A 17,747-nucleotide genomic window follows, 5' to 3' on the forward strand; every position below is an offset into this window, starting at 1 on the left:
TCCCCCGGTGGGGTTGGTTACAGGTAAACCCACGACCCCCCGGGGACCGGGTGACCGGGCGGGGCCAAACTAAGGGGGGGCACGCACAGGGCCCCCCCCCCGCGGGGGGCGCCCCTTCTCTCAGCTATGCCGAGCGCTGCACTCAGGCAGCGACGACCTCGATGTTGACCTTCGCGGCAACCTCGGGGTGCAGACGCACGGACGTCTCGTGGGCGCCCAGGGTCTTGATGGGCGCGTTCAGCTCGATGCGGCGCTTGTCGACCTCGGGGCCACCGGAAGCCTTGATCGCCGAAGCGACGTCGGCCGGGGTGACGGAACCGAAGAGACGACCGGCGTCGCCGGAGCGAACGGCCAGACGGACCTTGACGCCTTCGAGGCGGGCCTTGATCTCGTTGGCCTGCTCGATGGTCGCGATCTCGTGGATCTTGCGAGCACGACGAATCTGCTCGACGTCCTTCTCGCCGCCCTTGGTCCAGCGGATCGCAAAGCTCCGCGGGATCAGGTAGTTGCGAGCGTAACCGTCCTTGACGTCAACGACGTCGCCCGCGGTACCGAGGCCGGAGACCTCGTGGGTGAGGATGATCTTCATTAGTCGGTCACCCTTCCCTTATCGCGCGGTGGACGTGTAGGGCAGCAGCGCCATCTCACGGCTGTTCTTCACAGCCGTGGCGACGTCACGCTGGTGCTGCGTGCAGTTGCCGGTCACGCGGCGGGCACGGATCTTGCCGCGGTCGGAAATGAACTTCCGCAGCATGTTCGTGTCCTTGTAGTCCACGTACGTGACCTTGTCCTTGCAGAACGCGCAGACCTTCTTCTTCGGCTTGCGCACAGGCGGCTTCGCCATGGTGTATCTCCTGTGTGATCAAGAAGTGGGGGTACGGCCCACCTCGGCCCTGAGGGCCTAGAAGGGGGGCTCGTCCGAGTAGCCGCCACCGGAACCGCCGGAGCCGCCGGAGCTTCCGCCCCAGCCGCCACCGCCACCGCCGCCACCCTGGTTGCCACCGGCGGGAGCGCCGGTCGCCCAGGGGTCGTCGGCCGGAGCGCCGCCGCCCTGCGGAGCACCGCCGGAGCTTCCGCCCCAGCCGCCGCCCTGCTGGCCGCCGCCACCGCCGCCGCCGTAACCGCCCTGACCGCCTCGGCCCGTGGTCTTGGTGACCTTGGCCGTCGCGTTCTTCAGGCTGGCGCCGACTTCCTCTACGTCCAACTCGTAGACCGTGCGCTTGACGCCCTGGTTGTCCTCGTAGGACCGCTGCTTCAGCCGGCCCTGCACGATGACGCGCATGCCCTTCTGAAGCGACTCGGCGGCGTTCTCAGCCGCCTGACGCCAGACCGAGCAGGTCAGGAACAGGCTCTCGCCGTCCTTCCACTCATTGGTCTGACGGTCGAAGGTGCGGGGGGTGGACGCGACACGGAACTTCGCGACCGCCGCACCGGAAGGGGTGAAGCGCAGCTCGGGGTCGTCGACAAGATTGCCGACAACCGTGATGACGGTCTCGCCTGCCATGGGGGAACCTCTCGGCGGGTTTGCTGCTGGCTGCTGGTGCTGCTACTCGATGCCCGAGATCAGCTGAGCTGGAGAGCTCAGTGGGTCTCGGGACGGAGGACCTTGGTCCGGAGGACCGACTCGTTCAGGTTCATCTGGCGGTCGAGCTCCTTGACGACCGCAGGCTCCGCCTGCAGGTCGATGACCGAGTAGATGCCCTCGGGCTTCTTCTTGATCTCGTACGAGAGACGACGACGGCCCCAGGTGTCGACCTTTTCGACCTTGCCGTTGCCCTCACGGACGACGGAGAGGAAGTTCTCGATCAGGGGGGCGACAGCGCGCTCTTCCAGATCGGGGTCGAGGATGACCATCATTTCGTAGTGACGCATGTGAAACCCACCTCCTTTGGACTCAGCGGCCACGGTCGTTCCGTGGCAGGAGGGTTGTGATGCGTACGCAACGGTATCGGCCGCCACTGACAATCGGGCCCACCGCTCGAAATCGAACGGCAATCCCGGTCGTGACCTGGCCATGAGCCTGGGCAGACACCGGTGCAGAGGGTACAGACTACCTGCACACCGGCTTCCGGTTGAAATCCGGCCGGGTTGGCCGTCAATCTGTACACATCGGGTGTGTATGGCGCTACGATGCGCCGCCTTCCGCAGGAGGTGCCCTATGGCACAGGCAATGCGACCCAACACCACCGGCTCCACCGGCTCACTCTTGGCCACCGACGGCAAGCCTCATCCGCTCCAGGACACCCTGCTCGTGGTGACCCTGGTCTGCGGAGTCCTGGCCTTCGTCACGTCGATGTTCCACAGCCTCCATCTGCTCAGCTCCTGGGCCGGTCTGGTCGGGATCCTCGCCGGCGCCTACGGGCAGTTCATCTCCGAGACGACCCGGGAACGCTTCGGGCTGATCCTCGGACTGGGTCTCTCGGGGGTCGGTTTCTACCTCGGTCTGGCCCACGGCGGCCTGTTCGGTGGTGTGATCTGAGACGAACGCCCGTTTTCCCCTGACCTCGGGGTGCCTCACGCCCGATCCCCCGGGGTCCAGGTTCCATGCGGCCATTCGAGGCGCTCTCAGGGCGCAGTAGGCTTCGGCGCGAGAGCCGGAGCCCTTGTACCCATGGGGACACACCAGCCCGAGGAGCGCCCCGAATGAGCCTGACCCTGAGGACCATCAGCCGAGAGCAGCATCTGGCATACATCCAGAGCCTGCCCGCGGCCAGCCATATGCAGGTCCCCGCATGGGCAGACGTGAAGGCCGAGTGGCGCTCCGAGAGCCTCGGATGGTTCGACGACAGGACCGGCGAGATCGTCGGCGCGGGCCTGGTGCTGTACCGCCAGCTGCCCAAGATCAAGCGCTATCTCGCCTACCTGCCCGAGGGACCGGTCATCAACTGGTTCGCGCCGAACCTCGACGACTGGCTTCAGCCGATGCTCGCGCACCTGAAGCAGCAGGGCGCCTTCTCCGTGAAGATGGGCCCGCCGGTGATCATCCGGCGCTGGGAGGCCACGTCCATCAAGGGCGGCATCCAGAACCCGGACGTGAAGCGCCTGCGCGACATCGAGGCCGACTTCATCGAGCCGCGCGCGTTCGAGGTCGCCGACAAGCTGCGCCGCATGGGCTGGCAGCAGGGCGAGGACGGCGGTGCCGGCTTCGGTGACGTCCAGCCCCGCTACGTCTTCCAGGTGCCGCTCGCCAACCGGTCGCTGGAAGAGGTGCACCGGAACTTCAACCAGCTGTGGCGCCGCAACATCAAGAAGGCCGAGAAGGCCGGCGTCGAGGTCGTCCAGGGCGGTTACCAGGACCTGGAGGAGTGGCAGCGGCTCTACGAGATCACCGCGACCCGCGACCACTTCCGGCCCCGCCCGCTCTCGTACTTCCAGCGCATGTGGACGGCCCTCAACACCGAGGACCCCAACCGCATGCGGCTCTACTTCGCACGCCACAACGGGGTGAACCTCTCCGCCGCGACGATGCTCGTCGTCGGCGGACACGTCTGGTACTCCTACGGCGCCTCGGACAACATCGGACGCGAGGTCCGTCCCTCGAACGCGATGCAGTGGCGCATGCTGCGCGACTCGTACGCGCTGGGAGCCACGGTCTACGACCTCCGCGGCATCTCCGACTCGCTGGACGAGACCGACCACCTCTTCGGCCTGATCCAGTTCAAGGTGGGCACGGGCGGAGAGGCCGCCGAGTACCTGGGCGAGTGGGACTTCCCCCTCAACAAGCTGCTCCACAAGGCGCTCGACATGTACATGTCGCGCCGCTGAGTCGGTCCGAACCGCATGCCGAGCCGCTGTTCCAGCCCGGCATCTCCCCATCGGTCCGGCGGATCGGCGACAATCCCTTTTCACACCTCTGCTACACCGCAGCCACGAGAAAGGTTCCGGGACCGGCCATGGCGCTCACGCTCTACGTCGACACCGCGCGCTGGCGGGCACACCACAAGCAGGTGTCCGAGCAGTTTCCGGGGCTGGTCCCCGTCTGCAAGGGCAACGGCTACGGCTTCGGCCACGAACGGCTCGCCGACGAGGCCACCCGCCTGGGCTCGGACATCCTCGCGGTCGGCACCACGTACGAGGCCGCCCGGGTCAAGGACTGGTTCGGCGGCGATCTGCTGGTCCTGACGCCGTTCAGGCGGGGCGAGGAGCCCGTGCCGCTGCCCGACCGCGTCATCCGATCCGTGTCGTCCATCGACGGCGTGTACGGCCTCGTGGGCGCCCGTGTCGTCATCGAGGTCATGTCCTCGATGAAGCGGCACGGAGTGAGTGAGCTGGACCTGCCGCATCTGCACTCCGCCATCGAGAACGTCCGGCTGGAGGGCTTCGCGATCCATCTGCCGCTGGACCGCACCGACGGTTCGGACGCCGTCGAGGAGGTCATCGGCTGGATGGACCGGCTCCGTGCGGCCCGCCTGCCCCTGCACACGATGTTCGTCAGCCACCTCAAGGCCTCTGAACTCGCGCGACTTCAGCAGCAGTTCCCCCAGACCCACTTCCGCGCCCGTATCGGCACGCGGCTGTGGCTCGGGGACCACGAGGCCACCGAGTACCGCGGGGCCGTCCTGGACGTCACACGCGTCTCCAAGGGGGACCGCTTCGGCTACCGGCAGCAGAAGGCGGCCGGGGACGGCTGGCTCGTGGTCGTGGCCGGCGGTACGTCGCACGGGGTGGGCCTGGAGGCCCCCAAGGCGCTGCACGGCGTCATGCCGCGCGCCAAGGGTGTCGCCCGCGCCGGCCTCGCGACGGTCAACCGGAACCTTTCTCCGTTCGTCTGGGCGGGCAAGCAGCGCTGGTTCGCCGAGCCCCCGCACATGCAGGTGTCGATCCTCTTCGTGCCCTCAGAGGCCACGGGGCCGAAGGTCGGTGACGAGCTGGTGGCTCACCTGCGGCACACCACCACGCAGTTCGACCGCGTCGTCGAGCACTGACGTCACGCCCGAACCACTCCGACCCAGCCGAAAGGCCGTACACGAACACCGTGTACGGCCTTTTCCGTGGCTCCACCCCACTCTGTTCGCTCAGAGCGAACTGTCCCCGGAGGTCGCGTTCCGGTCGCCCCAGTCGACCGGCGGATACCCGTCGAAGTGTGCGGCGTGCCGCGGCGGACGGGCGGCCGTGCCGAGAACGAAGACGTCCTCGGCACCGTCCAGCAGTCCGCCCGACGGGTCGTCGTCCCCAGCACGGCGTACCGGGTCGCGCTCCGGCATGAAGATGTCCCGAAGGACCACCGCGCACAGGTACAGCGTCCCCAGCAGGTGTACGGCGATGGCGACTTGGTAGCCGTCGGTCGGCAGACCCTTGTGAGCGTCCCCGCTGGTCGTGTACGCCAGGTACATCCAGATGCCCAGGAAGTACCCGACCTCGCACGCCTGCCAGATCAGGAAGTCGCGCCAGCGCGGCCGGGCCAGCGCGGCGAGCGGGACGAGCCACAGCACGTACTGCGGCGAGTAGACCTTGTTCGTGAGGATGAAGGCCGCGACGATCAGGAAGGCGAGCTGGGCGAAGCGGGGGCGACGCGGAGCAGTGAGCGTGACGGCGCTCAGTCCCGCGCAGATGATCAGCATCATGATCAGCGCCCATGCGTTGGCGGCGTCGGGGGTGATCGTGAGCTTCAGCCACTGCGAGACGAACAGGAAGACCGAACCGAAGTCGACGCCGCGGTCATGGCTGAAGTTGTAGAACTTCGCCCATCCCTCGGGCGCGAAGTACATGACCGGAAGGTTCACCACCAGCCAGGCGCCCACGGCGCCGAGCAGCGCCGTTCCGAACTCACGCCACTTGCCGGCCCGCCAGCACAGCAGGAACAGCGGCCCCAGCAGGAGGAACGGGTAGAACTTGGCGGCCGTGGCGAGCCCGATCAGGATGCCGAAGGCCAGGACGCGCCCCCGGGACCACATGAGCATCGCGGCCGCCAGCAGGGCCACGGCGAGGAGATCCCAGTTGATGGTGGCCGTGAGCGCGAAAGCGGGTGCGAGGGCGACCAGGAGACCGTCCCAGGGGCGACGACGGTGGGTACGCGCGGTGCATACGGCGATGACCGCCGCGCACACCATCAGCATCCCCGCGTTGACCATCCAGTAGATCTGCTCCTGGTCCTGGATGCTTCCGCTGCCCGGGGTGAGCCAGGCCGCGACCTCCATGAACACGCCGGTCAGCACCGGGTACTCGAGGTAGTCCATGTCGCCGGGGAGCTTGTCGAAGTACGGCACCAGGCCGTCGGCGAAGCCCCGCCCCTGGTAGAGGTGCGGGATGTCCGAGTAGCACGCGTGCGTGTACTGCGAGCTGGCCCCGAAGAACCAGCCGCCGTCGTAGCAGGGGAGCTTCTGGACCATGCCGAGGGCGAACATGCCGATCGCCAACAGCGCGACGACTCGTACAGGCGTCCACCAGGACGTCCCGAGCAGGGCCCGTCGCCCGATGGGGCCGCCGATCAGTTCACTGCCGCTGGCGGCGACCTCGTCATCCTTGGTCGGCCGCACCAGCTCCGGCTCGTGCACGCTCGCTCGCGTGGTCTCTGCACTGGGCATGCCGCACATCCTGCCGTACGTGTCTGGGAATAGGCCGAGGGCCGCCCCACCTTGTCGGTGCGGCGGCCCTCGTTTCACGTGAAACAGTGCGTTTTACGTGAAACGCACACGGAGGCGGCTATCCACTCGACCCTCCGAAGAGGCCGCCGCTTCCATTGCCTCCGCCATTGCCTCTGGTGGTCCCGCTGGAGGCGGATAGCGTCGGCGAGGGACTGGCACTTCCCCCGGCGCCGCCGTTGTCGGTCCCGCCGTTGTCGGTCCCGCCGTTGTCGGTCCCGCCGTTGTTCTGGCAGTCGAAGTCGAACCTCCTGCAGGTCTCGCTCGCCGAGGGCGAGGGAGAGATCAGGGTCTCGCTCGGAGTCGGAGACGGCGACGGGCTCTCCGTCACGCTCTCGGTGGCCGAGGGCGTGGGCGTCGGGCTCGGGACGTCGTTGATGATCTGACCGATGTCCTCAGGCTCCGGGAAGGCCTTCGGCGCCACACCCTTGAGCGCCACCTCCATGTAGTCCCGCCAGATCTGGGACGGGAACGAGGCTCCGTGGATCGTCTGCTCGCCGCCCGTGCCGTACATCTGCAGGAACTTGCGGTTCTTCTTGGTCTCGTCGTCGTCCAGGCGGTACATGCCGATCGCCGTGGCCAGCTGCGGGGTGTACCCGACGAACCAAGCGGACTTGTTGCCGTCGGTCGTACCGGTCTTGCCGGCCACCTCACGGCCCCTGAGCTGGGCGTTGGTACCGGTGCCCTTCTCGACCACGGTCTTGAGCACGTCGGTGACGTTGTTGGCGACCGCCGGGGTGAAGGCCGTGATCGTCTTCTTCACGGTGTCGTGCTGGAAGACGTTCCCGTCCTTGTCGGTCACCTTCTCGACCGAGTACGGATCGCGCTGCTTGCCGCTGGCGGCGAACGTGGCGTACGCACCGGCCATACGGATCGCGCTCGGGGACGAGGTGCCGAGCGAGAACGACGGGAACCTGGCACTGGCGAGGCTGGACTCCTTGATGCCCGCGCTCAGGACGGAGTCCTTGACCTTGTCCAGGCCGACATCCATACCGAGCTGGACATAGGCGGAGTTGACGGACTCGCGCATCGCCTCACGCAGGTCGATGTTGTAGCTGGGCGGGTTGTACGACCGCTGACCGTCGTTCGTCTGCAGCCACTCCTTGCCCTTGTCGTCCGTCCAGTCGGTGCCGTCGTAGTCCTTGATCTTCAGCTTGTTCTTGCCGCTGTAGAGACTCTTCGGCGAGACCTTCGTCCGCTCGTCCTGAGGCTGGTCCGGGGTGCCGTCACGATCGCGTACTCCCCACTGCATGGCGGCCGCCAGGACGAAGGGCTTGAACGTCGAACCCACCTGGGCACCGGTCGCGTCGGCGTTGTCGGTGAAGTGCTTGGTCGCGTCCACACCGCCGTAGATGGCCTCGATGGCACCGTTGTCCGGATTGACGGAAGCTCCACCGAACTGGACGTACTTGTCATACTTCGGGCGCAGCTTGGGCTTGATGTTGGCCTTCTGGACCTTCTTCACGGCCGCTTCGAGCGCCTTGATCTTGTTCTTGTCGAAGGTCGTGTGGATCTCGAGGCCGCCCTTGCGAAGCCTGGTCTCGGTGATGCCGGTCGTGTCGCTGTTCGTGGTCAGGTACGTGTTGGCCAGGTCGACCAGATAGCCGACCTGCCCGCTCAGCGCGGTGTTGGACCGGGGGCTCTCGATCTTGGGGAACTTCTTGAACTTGTCCCGCTCCGCCTGGGTCAGACGCTTGTCGTTGACCTCTTCGTCGAGGATCCACTTCCAGCGGTACTCGGCGCGCTTGCGGTTGGCCTCAGGAGTGGCGGCCGGGTCGATCGAAGGGGCACCGGCGGGGTCGTAGTACGTGGCGCCCTTGAGCACCGCCGCCAGGAACGCGCACTGACTCGCGTCGAGCTTCTCGGCCTCCTTGTTGAAGTAGGCGTGCGCCGCCGCCTGGATGCCGTAGGCGTTGCGCCCGTAGTACGCGGAGTTCAGGTAGCCGGCCATGATCTGCGGCTTGGGCACCGAGGCGCCGACCTTGATCGAGACGAACAGCTCCTTGAGCTTGCGGGAGACCGTCTGGGACTGGTCCTCCAGCATCGCGTTCTTCACGTACTGCTGGGTGATGGTGGAGCCACCCTGCGTCTGACCGCCCTTGGCCATGTTCACGAAGGCCCGGGCGATGCCCATCGGGTCGACACCGCTGTCGGACTCGAACGTCTTGTTCTCGGCCGACATCACCGCCCACCGCATCTCCTTGGGGATCCGCGCGTAGTCGATGATCTGTCGGTTGGCCTCACCACCCGAGGCGACCATCTGGGTGTCGTCGTTCCAGTAGTAGACGTTGTTCTGCGCCTGGGCGGTCTCGCCGACGACCGGGATGCCCACCAGGGCGTACGCGACGCTCGCGGCCGCGACCACGCTGCCGAAGAAGCCGATGCAGAGTCCGGTCACCAGCTTCCAGGACGGCACCCAACGCGCGGCACCGTACTTACCCGCGCGCGGGTAGTCGATGACGCGTTTCCGCGCAGGCTCGGGCGCGCGGCCTCGACCGCGTCCTGGCCCGCTCGGACCCGGGGGTCCACCACGTCGGCCGCCCCCTCCTCCGGGGCCACCGCTTCCGGCGCCGTCGGCGGCTCTGCGCCGGCCTCCGGCATTGCCTCTCTGTGTGGCCCGCCGTGCCTCGGCACGGCTACCGAACGGGCTCTCTGCACCCCCCGAGTCATAAGAATCGGAAGAAGACCCGGTGGCGCCTCGCGGTACCTCACGGCGGCCTTCGGACGGGCCGGGCTGGCCGCGGCGGGCCGCGGCACGTCCGCCGCCCTGCGGCTGCGGCGTTTTGCGACGGTGCTCGCTCATCGAACGATTACTCCTCGGGCAGGCGCACCTTTGCGCGCCTGGAAACGGCGGCTGGTTTCCGGTCCCCCCGAAGTACGGATGCGGTCGTTTGCGCATTCACCCGTACTGCACCAAAGACGTTGACGTTCTCAAACGTCACTCGGTTCCCGGTGGTGTGCATGCCGCACAGACTACGCACCGTCAAAACCCACCTAGCACCGAAGTTCACCCCAAATCAGGCAACTTGCTTCGTATGAATCGGTGATGTGACGCCGTTCACCCTGGCCCCTCTTGTCGCATCCGCAGGAGCGTTCTATCGTGCTGATGTATCGAGTCGATACATCAGCACGGCATAAACACCGTGCCGACGAGGCAGCGACAGGGAGGGGGCGACGATGAGCCGGCGTGCCGGGATCCTCGAGTTCGCCGTACTCGGCCTGCTCCGCGAGTCTCCGATGCACGGCTATGAGCTGCGCAAACGACTCAATACGTCACTGGGAGTGTTCCGCGCCTTCAGCTACGGAACGCTCTACCCCTGCCTCAAGACGCTGGTCGCCAACGGCTGGTTGATCGAGGAATCAGGATCCACACCCGAAGACGCCCTCACGGCAACGCTCGCGGGGCGCCGGGCCAAGATCGTCTATCGATTGACGGCCGAAGGTAAGGAACACTTCGAGGAACTTCTCGCGCAGACGGGACCCGACGCCTACGAGGACGAGCACTTCGCCGCTCGGTTCGCGTTCTTCGGGCAGACGTCACGCGATGTGCGCATGCGCGTACTAGAGGGTCGCCGCAGCCGTCTGGAGGAGCGCCTGGAGAAGATGCGCGCCTCGCTGGCGCGCACCCGGGAGCGCCTCGACGACTACACGCTTGAGCTCCAGCGCCACGGAATGGAGTCCGTGGAGCGCGAAGTGCGCTGGCTGAACGAGCTCATCGAGAGCGAGCGGGCCGGACGGGACATCAAGCGTTCCGCCCCCGAAGGCTCCGCTCAGCAGGACAACACATCTGGAGAGACGGGCGGCCTGCCCCGGCACCGGGACAGCACCCGGCCGGATCCGTCCGACGACACCGCAACGTGAGACCCATTCGGGGTTTCACCGATAGACACAGGGAGCAACCGGAATGGGTTCGGTTCGCGTAGCCATCGTCGGCGTGGGCAACTGCGCCGCCTCGCTGGTTCAGGGCGTCGAGTACTACAAGGACGCCGACCCGGCGGCCAAGGTGCCCGGCCTGATGCACGTCCAGTTCGGCGACTACCACGTCGGTGACGTCGAGTTCGTCGCCGCGTTCGACGTCGACGCGAAGAAGGTCGGCCTCGACCTCTCCGACGCCATCGGTGCCAGCGAGAACAACACCATCAAGATCTGCGACGTCCCGAACAAGGGCGTCACGGTCCAGCGTGGTCACACCCTGGACGGTCTCGGTAAGTACTACCGCGAGACCATCGAGGAGTCCGCCGAGGCCCCGGTCGACATCGTCCAGATCCTCAAGGACAAGCAGGTCGACGTCCTCGTCTGCTACCTGCCCGTCGGTTCCGAGGCCGCGGCGAAGTTCTACGCCCAGTGCGCCATCGACGCCAAGGTCGCCTTCGTCAACGCTCTCCCGGTCTTCATCGCCGGCACCAAGGAGTGGGCGGACAAGTTCACCGAGGCGGGCGTCCCGATCGTCGGCGACGACATCAAGTCGCAGGTCGGCGCGACCATCACGCACCGCGTGATGGCGAAGCTGTTCGAGGACCGCGGTGTCCGTCTTGAGCGCACCATGCAGCTCAACGTCGGCGGCAACATGGACTTCAAGAACATGCTGGAGCGCGACCGCCTCGAGTCCAAGAAGATCTCGAAGACGCAGGCCGTCACCTCGCAGATCCCCGACCGCGAGCTGGGCGAGAAGAACGTCCACATCGGTCCCTCGGACTACGTGGCCTGGCTGGACGACCGCAAGTGGGCGTACGTCCGCCTCGAGGGCCGTGCCTTCGGCGACGTCCCCCTGAACCTGGAGTACAAGCTCGAGGTCTGGGACTCCCCGAACTCGGCCGGTGTCATCATCGACGCCGTGCGCGCCGCGAAGATCGCCAAGGACCGCGGTATCGGCGGCCCGATCCTCTCCGCGTCGAGCTACTTCATGAAGTCCCCGCCGGTCCAGTACTTCGACGACGAGGCCTTCGCCAACGTCGAGAAGTTCATCAAGGGCGAGGTCGAGCGCTAAAGCCGCGCTTCGCGCTTGCCGAGGAGGGTCCCCGGGCATTGTGCCCGGGGACCCTCCTCGTATGTGAGGCTGTTCCCCATGGCCGTCGTGCGTGACCTGCGCGTCCTCCTGCGCTTCCAGGGATTCAGACGCCTGCTCGGCGTGCGGCTGCTGTCCCAGGGCGCCGACGGCGTCTACCAGGTCGCTCTGGCCACCTACGTCGTCTTCTCACCGGAGAAGCAGACGTCGGCGGCCTCGATCGCTTCCGCGATGGCCGTGCTGCTGCTCCCGTACTCCCTCGTCGGCCCCTTCGCGGGGGTCCTCCTGGACCGCTGGCGGCGGCGGCAGGTCTTCCTGTACGGCAATCTGCTGCGCGCCGCGCTGGCGTGTGTGACGGCGGCCCTGATTCTGAGCGACGTCCCCGACCGGCTTTTCTACGCCTCCGCTCTCGCTGTCACTGCGGTCAACCGCTTCGTCCTGGCCGGGCTCTCCGCCTCGCTGCCCCGTGTCGTCGACGCCGACCGTCTGGTGCTGGCCAACTCCCTCTCGCCGACCGCCGGGACACTCGCGGCGACCGCGGGGGGAGGCCTCGCGTTCGCCGTACGCCTCCTCGTCGCGGACTCCGACGCGGTGGTGGTTCTCATGGGCGCGACGCTGTACCTGTGTGCGGCCCTGGCCGCTCTGCGCATCGCGCCGGAACTACTGGGGCCTGAGCAGAAGTTGGGCCCGCCACGGCTGGCCACGGCACTCTCCGGCACTGCGCGTGGCCTCGCGGCGGGTCTGCGTCATCTCGCGGGGAACCCCCGACGGAGGGCGGCCTGGGCCCTGATGGCCATGACGCTGATGCGCTTCTGCTACGGCGCCCTGACGGTCATGGTGCTGATGCTCTGCCGCTATTCCTGGGCATCCGGCTCGGACGACGGTCTCGCGCTCCTGGGGCTGGCCGTGGGCGTCTCGGGGGCAGGCTTCTTCGTGGCCGCCGTGGTGACGCCCTGGGCGGCCGGGCGACTCGGTCCGGGCCGTTGGATCATCGTCTGCGCCGGAGCCGCCGCGGTCCTGGAGCCGGCGCTCTGCATCCCGTTCACCCCCACTCTCATGCTGCTCGCCGCGTTCGTGCTGGGCATGACCACACAAGGCGCGAAGATCGCGACGGACACCATCGTCCAGGTCTCCGTGGACGACGGATTCCGCGGTCGGATCTTCTCCGTCTACGACGTCCTGTTCAACGTCGCCTTCGTCGGTGCCGCCGCGATAGCCGCCCTGATGCTGCCCCCTGACGGGCAGTCGGTTGCCCTGGTCGTGACAGTAGCGTTGGTCTACGCCTCAATTGCGGCTGCTATAGGGCGATTTGAACTTCAGTAAGTGTCACATCAGTGCCACAGAGCCCTTTCTCACCCCTGCGCTGTCACAGGGTCCCGATAGCTTATGTGCGTCTTATTCGCGACACGGACTTACGTTCCAGGGGGACCCCCAAGTGACAACTCCGCCGCCCCAAGGCCAGAACCCGTACGCCCAGGGTCAGCCGCCCCAGGGCCAGAACCCGTTCGCCCAGCAGCCCCCTCAGGGGTACCCGCAGCAGCCGGGTCAGCCCGGGTTGCCGCCGCAGCCGACCGGTGGGTACGCCCCGGTCCCGCCGCAGCCTCCGAAGCGGGGCTTCCGGCAGTACCTGCGCATAGTCCTGGCCATCGCGGGCGTGGCCGTCGTCGTGGGCGGCTGGCTGATCAGCGACAGCGAGGACGCCAAGAAGCTGGCGGTCGGCGACTGCCTGTACAACAAGGGCAGCGCCAACGACCCGGACGTGGTCCAGGTCGACTGCGCCGACTCCAAGGCCACGCACAAGGTCCTCAAGAAGGCGGACGGCGCTTCGCTCGCCCAGCTGACCTGTCAGAGCGTCGCGGGCACCACGGCGACGCTGACGTGGGAGGAGACGGGTGATTCCTTCACCCTCTGCCTGGGAGACAGCAAGTAGCCGGCGGAAGCCGGTGACGCGAAGGGGCGGTGTTTCACGTGAAACACCGCCCCTTCGCGTTTCCCGGCCTCGATGTTTCACGTGAAACATCGAGTGACCGACTACTCCTCAGCCCTGCTCGGCCCACCACTCCTTGAGTGCCGTCACGGCGGCATCACGCTCCATGGGGCCGTTCTCCAGCCGGAGCTCCAGCAGGAACTTGTATGCCTGGCCGATCGCGGGGCCCGGCCCGACGCCCAGGACCTCCATGATCTCGTTGCCGTCGAGATCGGGGCGGATCGCGTCGAGCTCTTCCTGCTCCTGGAGCTGTGCGATGCGATCCTCAAGGCCGTCGTACGCGCGGGAGAGCGCCATCGCCCTGCGCTTGTTGCGCGTAGTGCAGTCGGATCGGGTCAGCTTGTGGAGACGCCCGAGGAGCGGGCCCGCGTCACGGACGTAGCGGCGAACAGCCGAGTCGGTCCACTCGCCGGTGCCGTACCCGTGGAAGCGCAGATGAAGTTCGACCAGACGTGAGACGTCCTTCACCAGATCGTTCGAGTACTTGAGCGCTGTCATCCGCTTCTTGGTCATCTTGGCGCCCACCATCTCGTGGTGGTGGAACGAGACCCGACCATCCTGCTCGAAGCGGCGCGTCCGCGGCTTGCCGATGTCGTGGAGCAGCGCGGCGAGCCGGAGAACCAGATCCGGCCCGTCCTCCTCCAGCGCCATCGCCTGTTCCAGGACGATCAACGTGTGTTCGTAGACGTCCTTGTGCCGGTGGTGCTCGTCACTCTCCAGCCGCAGCGCGGGAAGCTCGGGCAGCACGTGGTCGGCGAGCCCGGTGTCGACGAGCAGCGTCAGCCCCTTGCGCGGGTGGACGGACTGGATCAGCTTGTTCAGCTCGTCCCGCACCCGCTCAGCCGAGACGATCTCGATGCGCCCGGCCATGTCCGTCATGGCGGTGACGACCTCGGGAGCCACCTCGAAGTCGAGCTGGGCGGCGAACCGCGCGGCCCGCATCATCCGCAGCGGATCGTCGGAGAAGGACGCCTCCGGCGTGCCCGGTGTCCGCAGAACACGAGCGGACAGGTCGTTCAGGCCGCCGTGCGGGTCGATGAACTCCTTCTCCGGCAGAGCGACAGCCATCGCGTTCACCGTGAAGTCACGACGGACGAGGTCTTCCTCGATGGAGTCGCCGTAGGACACCTCCGGCTTGCGCGAGGTCCTGTCGTACGCCTCGGAGCGGTAGGTCGTGATCTCGATCTGGAACGACTGCTCCCCGTCGTCCACGCGGGCGTCCTTCTGTGCGCCCACCGTGCCGAAGGCGATCCCGACCTCCCACACCGCGTCCGCCCAGGGCCGGACGATCTTCAGTACGTCCTCGGGTCGGGCGTCCGTCGTGAAGTCCAGGTCATTGCCGAGCCGGCCGAGGAGCGCGTCCCGGACCGAGCCGCCGACCAGGGCGAGCGAGAACCCGGCTTCCTGGAAACGGCGGGCGAGCTCGTCGGCGACAGGGGACACCCGCAGCAGTTCACTCACCGCGCGGCGCTGCACCTGGCTCAGGGCACTGGAATTGTCTTCATTGGCGTTCGGCACAACAAAAAAGGGTACGTGGCCGAGGCCACCGAGAGCGCCTCGATAAAATTCACACCTCTGCGCCCGCACTCCTCACGGGCACCAATACGCGCATATACGGGGCAGCCGGCGCCGTGCGCCGATCTTGTGGACCACTCCGCGGCACTTCCTCTCAGCGCACATCGTTACCATGCGTGGACGCACATTCCGACGACCACTGACGACGACGAGGGACGGGCGAGCGCGTGGCCGAGGCGGCAGACTTCCAAGGGACGAGTCCCTCACCTGCCCGCCGGTGGCTCCGGCGCAGCGGTGCACTGCTGGCCGGGGCGCCGCTGCTGGCCGGGCTGTTCCAGCTGCCCCTGGGCGTGCCCGCTCAAGCCGCTGAGACGGCCGCCGTGGCCGACGCCACGGGATCGGGCGCGGTGGACATCCACCTCGACTCCCTGAGCCCCAGCGCCCCCACCGACGGCGACACCGTCACGGTCTCCGGCTCCGTCACCAACAAGAGCAGGCAGACGATCACGGATGGCCACGTGGGCATCCGCGTGGGACCGTCCCTGAGCTCCCGCTCCGCCATCGACACCGCCGCTAGGCGAACGAGTTTCCAGCCGGGTCTCGACGCCGCGGAGGTCGGGGGCAAGTACGTCGCGAAGGTCACACGCCTCGCGGCCGGCAGCTCGCAGCGGTTCAGCATCTCGGTGCCCGTCAAGGAACTGGACCTCGGCTCCGACGGGGTCTACCAGCTCGGCGTCTCGCTGACGGGCCGGACCACCGCTCAGCAGTGGGACCAGATCCTGGGCATCAAGCGGACGTTCCTGCCCTGGCAGCCCGACGCGGCCGACACGAAGACGAAGACGACGTATCTCTGGCCGCTCATCTCCACCGTCCACCTCACGGCGGAGACCGGTTCCGACGAGCAGCAGACACCTGTCTTCAAGAACGACGACCTCGCCAAAGAGATCTCCCCCGGCGGACGTCTGGACCAGCTGCTGTCGCTCGGCAGCGGGCTCGATGTCACGTGGGTGCTCGACCCGGACCTGCTGGCTTCCGTCGACGCGATGCACGGCGGCTACCGGATCCAGCAGGAGGACGGCACGACCATCCCCGGGGAGAACCGGGCCGTGGCCACCGCCTGGCTCGCCAAACTGGAGAAGGCGGTCCAGAACCAGAACGTCGTCGCCCTGCCCTTCGCCGACCCCGACCTCGCGTCGCTGGCCCACCGCGGCAAGGACGTCACCGGCTCCCTGAGTCACCTCAAGGACGCCACCGACGTGGCCGCCGAGACGGTGGAGACCATCGCCCATGTGAAGCCGAGCACGGACTTCGCCTGGCCCGTGGACGGCGCGGTGGACCCCTCGATCGTCCAGGTCGCCACCTCCGCCGGCGCGGACAAGGTGCTCGTCCGCAGTGACAGCCTGCGCGAGACGGGCGGCCTGCAGTACACACCGAGCGCCGCCCGTCCCATCGGCGGCGGAACGACCGCGGTGGTCGCGGACGAACGGTTGTCGACCGCGTTCCAGGGCGACATGGTGCGGGCCGACAATTCCACACTCGCCGTCCAGAAGTTCCTCGCGCAGAGCCTGATGATCAACCTGCAGGACACGGACGACGAACGCAGCATCGTCGTCGCTCCGCAGCGCATGCCCACCGCCAGCCAGGCCCAGTCCATGGCTGCGGCCCTGCGGGTACTCCAGCAGGGGAACTGGACGGAGTCCCAGGGACTGGCCGAGGCCGCCAAGGCCAAGCCCGACCCGGGCGCCACCACGAAGGTGCCGCCCACCTCCGCGTACCCCTCGGCGCTGCGCAACCGCGAGCTGCCGCGCGCGGCCTTCGAGCGGATCCAGCAGACGCAGAGCAAGCTCGACAAGTTCCGGCTGATCCTCACCGACGAGTCCCGCGTGGTCACGCCGTTCGGCCGGGCCATAGACCGGGGCATGTCCCTGTCCTGGCGTGGTCGCCCCACGGAGGCCGCGTCCTTCCGCCAGGGTGTGGAGACGTACCTGGACGGGCTGATGAACCTGGTCCACCTGATCCCCAAGTCGGACGCGAAGCTCTCGGGACGCAGTGCCACGATCCCGGTGACCGTCCAGAACAACCTCGTGCAGGGTGTCGGCCATCTGGTGCTGCGCCTGACGTCCCAGCAGCCCACCCGCCTCAAGATCGGCAATGCCGAGCAGCAGATCCAGGTCGCGGGCGAGCACAGCCAGTCGGTGAAGTTCACGACCTCCACCAAGGCCAACGGGCCGGTCAAGGTCGTCGCCCAGCTCTACACGGAGGACGGGCAGCCCTACGGCAGTCCGGTCACCTTCGAGGTGAAGGTCACCGAGATCACCTCCACGGTGATGCTGGTCATCGGTGGCGGCGTCCTGCTCCTCGTGCTCGCCGGTTTCCGTATGTACACGCAGCGCAAGCGCGCCGCGGCTCTGCAGACGGAGGAGGAACCGGACAACGGGCCCAAGGAGGGGGGCGTGAGCAAGGACACGGACGGCACCGTGGACACTGTGAACACCGAAGACTCCAAGGACGGTCCCGAACGGGCTTCCGACTCGGAGCCCGAGGCAGACGACCCGGAGCACCCGAGTGACCCAACACCGGACACCGCACCGGAAAGCGCCGACCCGTCCGGCACGGGTGAGAGAGTGGACCGTTGAGCGATGTCGTGGCCGGTGGGCCC

15 protein-coding genes are annotated in these 17,747 nt (G+C 67.4%); 8 read left to right on the forward strand and 7 right to left on the reverse strand.

Going from position 1 to position 17,747, the window contains the following annotated elements; all coding sequences use genetic code 11:
• Positions 1-142: 142 nt before the first annotated feature.
• From rplI to rpsF, 4 genes are all read right to left on the reverse strand, one after another.
• Positions 143-589, reverse strand: coding sequence for a 50S ribosomal protein L9 (gene rplI, locus ACFYW7_RS11865; protein WP_389500772.1), 447 nt, complete (start codon positions 587-589; stop codon positions 143-145).
• Positions 590-607: 18 nt separating this feature from the next.
• A complete protein-coding gene (gene rpsR / locus ACFYW7_RS11870; protein WP_003949403.1) occupies positions 608-844 on the reverse strand; it encodes a 30S ribosomal protein S18 in 237 nt (78 codons plus the stop codon).
• A 57-nt stretch (positions 845-901) separates the two neighbouring features.
• Positions 902-1,504: a single-stranded DNA-binding protein gene (locus ACFYW7_RS11875; RefSeq protein WP_389500774.1), complete on the reverse strand. Its 603-nt coding sequence runs from the start codon at positions 1,502-1,504 to the stop codon at positions 902-904.
• A gap of 77 nt (positions 1,505-1,581) precedes the next feature.
• On the reverse strand, positions 1,582-1,872 hold the full coding sequence (gene rpsF / locus ACFYW7_RS11880; protein WP_055610618.1) for a 30S ribosomal protein S6: 291 nt from the start codon (positions 1,870-1,872) through the stop codon (positions 1,582-1,584).
• A 286-nt stretch (positions 1,873-2,158) separates the two neighbouring features.
• Here rpsF and ACFYW7_RS11885 point away from each other — a divergent pair, with 286 nt between their 5' ends.
• From ACFYW7_RS11885 to ACFYW7_RS11895, 3 genes are all read left to right on the forward strand, one after another.
• On the forward strand, positions 2,159-2,479 hold the full coding sequence (locus ACFYW7_RS11885) for a hypothetical protein (RefSeq protein WP_389500776.1): 321 nt from the start codon (positions 2,159-2,161) through the stop codon (positions 2,477-2,479).
• Between the two features lie 164 nt (positions 2,480-2,643).
• Entirely contained in the window at positions 2,644-3,765 is a 1,122-nt protein-coding gene (gene femX, locus ACFYW7_RS11890; RefSeq protein ID WP_389500778.1) for a peptidoglycan bridge formation glycyltransferase FemX, read from the forward strand.
• 128 nt (positions 3,766-3,893) lie between these two features.
• Positions 3,894-4,925 (forward strand): alanine racemase, encoded by a 1,032-nt coding sequence (locus tag ACFYW7_RS11895; RefSeq protein ID WP_389500780.1) that lies wholly within the window; start codon positions 3,894-3,896, stop codon positions 4,923-4,925.
• 90 nt (positions 4,926-5,015) lie between these two features.
• Here ACFYW7_RS11895 and ACFYW7_RS11900 read toward each other — a convergent pair whose 3' ends face one another.
• A complete protein-coding gene (locus ACFYW7_RS11900; protein ID WP_389500782.1) occupies positions 5,016-6,524 on the reverse strand; it encodes a glycosyltransferase family 87 protein in 1,509 nt (502 codons plus the stop codon).
• A 118-nt stretch (positions 6,525-6,642) separates the two neighbouring features.
• Positions 6,643-9,384 (reverse strand): transglycosylase domain-containing protein, encoded by a 2,742-nt coding sequence (locus ACFYW7_RS11905; RefSeq protein WP_389500784.1) that lies wholly within the window; start codon positions 9,382-9,384, stop codon positions 6,643-6,645.
• Between the two features lie 374 nt (positions 9,385-9,758).
• Here ACFYW7_RS11905 and ACFYW7_RS11910 point away from each other — a divergent pair, with 374 nt between their 5' ends.
• The 4 genes from ACFYW7_RS11910 to ACFYW7_RS11925 all read left to right on the forward strand — a co-directional run bounded on the left by ACFYW7_RS11910 (position 9,759) and on the right by ACFYW7_RS11925 (position 13,516).
• On the forward strand, positions 9,759-10,442 hold the full coding sequence (locus ACFYW7_RS11910; protein ID WP_389500786.1) for a PadR family transcriptional regulator: 684 nt from the start codon (positions 9,759-9,761) through the stop codon (positions 10,440-10,442).
• 43 nt (positions 10,443-10,485) lie between these two features.
• Complete coding sequence (locus ACFYW7_RS11915; protein WP_389500788.1) at positions 10,486-11,568, forward strand: inositol-3-phosphate synthase; 1,083 nt, start codon at positions 10,486-10,488, stop codon at positions 11,566-11,568.
• A gap of 78 nt (positions 11,569-11,646) precedes the next feature.
• Entirely contained in the window at positions 11,647-12,909 is a 1,263-nt protein-coding gene (locus ACFYW7_RS11920) for an MFS transporter (protein ID WP_389500790.1), read from the forward strand.
• 112 nt (positions 12,910-13,021) lie between these two features.
• Positions 13,022-13,516: a hypothetical protein gene (locus tag ACFYW7_RS11925; RefSeq protein WP_389500793.1), complete on the forward strand. Its 495-nt coding sequence runs from the start codon at positions 13,022-13,024 to the stop codon at positions 13,514-13,516.
• A 108-nt stretch (positions 13,517-13,624) separates the two neighbouring features.
• Here the strand turns inward: ACFYW7_RS11925 and ACFYW7_RS11930 are convergent, their stop codons facing one another.
• On the reverse strand, positions 13,625-15,091 hold the full coding sequence (locus tag ACFYW7_RS11930) for a CCA tRNA nucleotidyltransferase (protein WP_389500795.1): 1,467 nt from the start codon (positions 15,089-15,091) through the stop codon (positions 13,625-13,627).
• A gap of 224 nt (positions 15,092-15,315) precedes the next feature.
• On the opposite strand from ACFYW7_RS11930, the gene ACFYW7_RS11935 reads away from it, so the two are divergent.
• The gene (locus tag ACFYW7_RS11935) at positions 15,316-17,724 is read left to right on the forward strand and encodes a DUF6049 family protein (protein WP_389500797.1); all 2,409 of its coding nucleotides are present in this window, start codon (positions 15,316-15,318) and stop codon (positions 17,722-17,724) included.
• The last annotated feature ends 23 nt before the right edge of the window (positions 17,725-17,747 follow it).

Origin of the sequence: Streptomyces sp. NPDC002580 (assembly GCF_042889485.1) — a bacterium.
In the GTDB taxonomy this organism is placed as follows: Bacteria; Actinomycetota; Actinomycetes; order Streptomycetales; family Streptomycetaceae; genus Streptomyces.

Excerpts from the sequence above, each read along its gene's own strand:
- ACFYW7_RS11875 (WP_389500774.1), bottom strand. The coding sequence starts at position 1,504 with ATGGCAGGCGAGACCGTCATCACGGTTGTCGGCAATCTTGTCGACGAC.
- ACFYW7_RS11885 (WP_389500776.1), top strand. The coding sequence starts at position 2,159 with ATGGCACAGGCAATGCGACCCAACACCACCGGCTCCACCGGCTCACTC.
- ACFYW7_RS11910 (WP_389500786.1), top strand. The coding sequence starts at position 9,759 with ATGAGCCGGCGTGCCGGGATCCTCGAGTTCGCCGTACTCGGCCTGCTC.
- ACFYW7_RS11905 (WP_389500784.1), bottom strand. The coding sequence starts at position 9,384 with ATGAGCGAGCACCGTCGCAAAACGCCGCAGCCGCAGGGCGGCGGACGT.
- femX (WP_389500778.1), top strand. The coding sequence starts at position 2,644 with ATGAGCCTGACCCTGAGGACCATCAGCCGAGAGCAGCATCTGGCATAC.
- ACFYW7_RS11920 (WP_389500790.1), top strand. The coding sequence starts at position 11,647 with ATGGCCGTCGTGCGTGACCTGCGCGTCCTCCTGCGCTTCCAGGGATTC.
- rplI (WP_389500772.1), bottom strand. The coding sequence starts at position 589 with ATGAAGATCATCCTCACCCACGAGGTCTCCGGCCTCGGTACCGCGGGC.
- ACFYW7_RS11895 (WP_389500780.1), top strand. The coding sequence starts at position 3,894 with ATGGCGCTCACGCTCTACGTCGACACCGCGCGCTGGCGGGCACACCAC.
- ACFYW7_RS11915 (WP_389500788.1), top strand. The coding sequence starts at position 10,486 with ATGGGTTCGGTTCGCGTAGCCATCGTCGGCGTGGGCAACTGCGCCGCC.
- ACFYW7_RS11900 (WP_389500782.1), bottom strand. The coding sequence starts at position 6,524 with ATGCCCAGTGCAGAGACCACGCGAGCGAGCGTGCACGAGCCGGAGCTG.
- rpsF (WP_055610618.1), bottom strand. The coding sequence starts at position 1,872 with ATGCGTCACTACGAAATGATGGTCATCCTCGACCCCGATCTGGAAGAG.
- rpsR (WP_003949403.1), bottom strand. The coding sequence starts at position 844 with ATGGCGAAGCCGCCTGTGCGCAAGCCGAAGAAGAAGGTCTGCGCGTTC.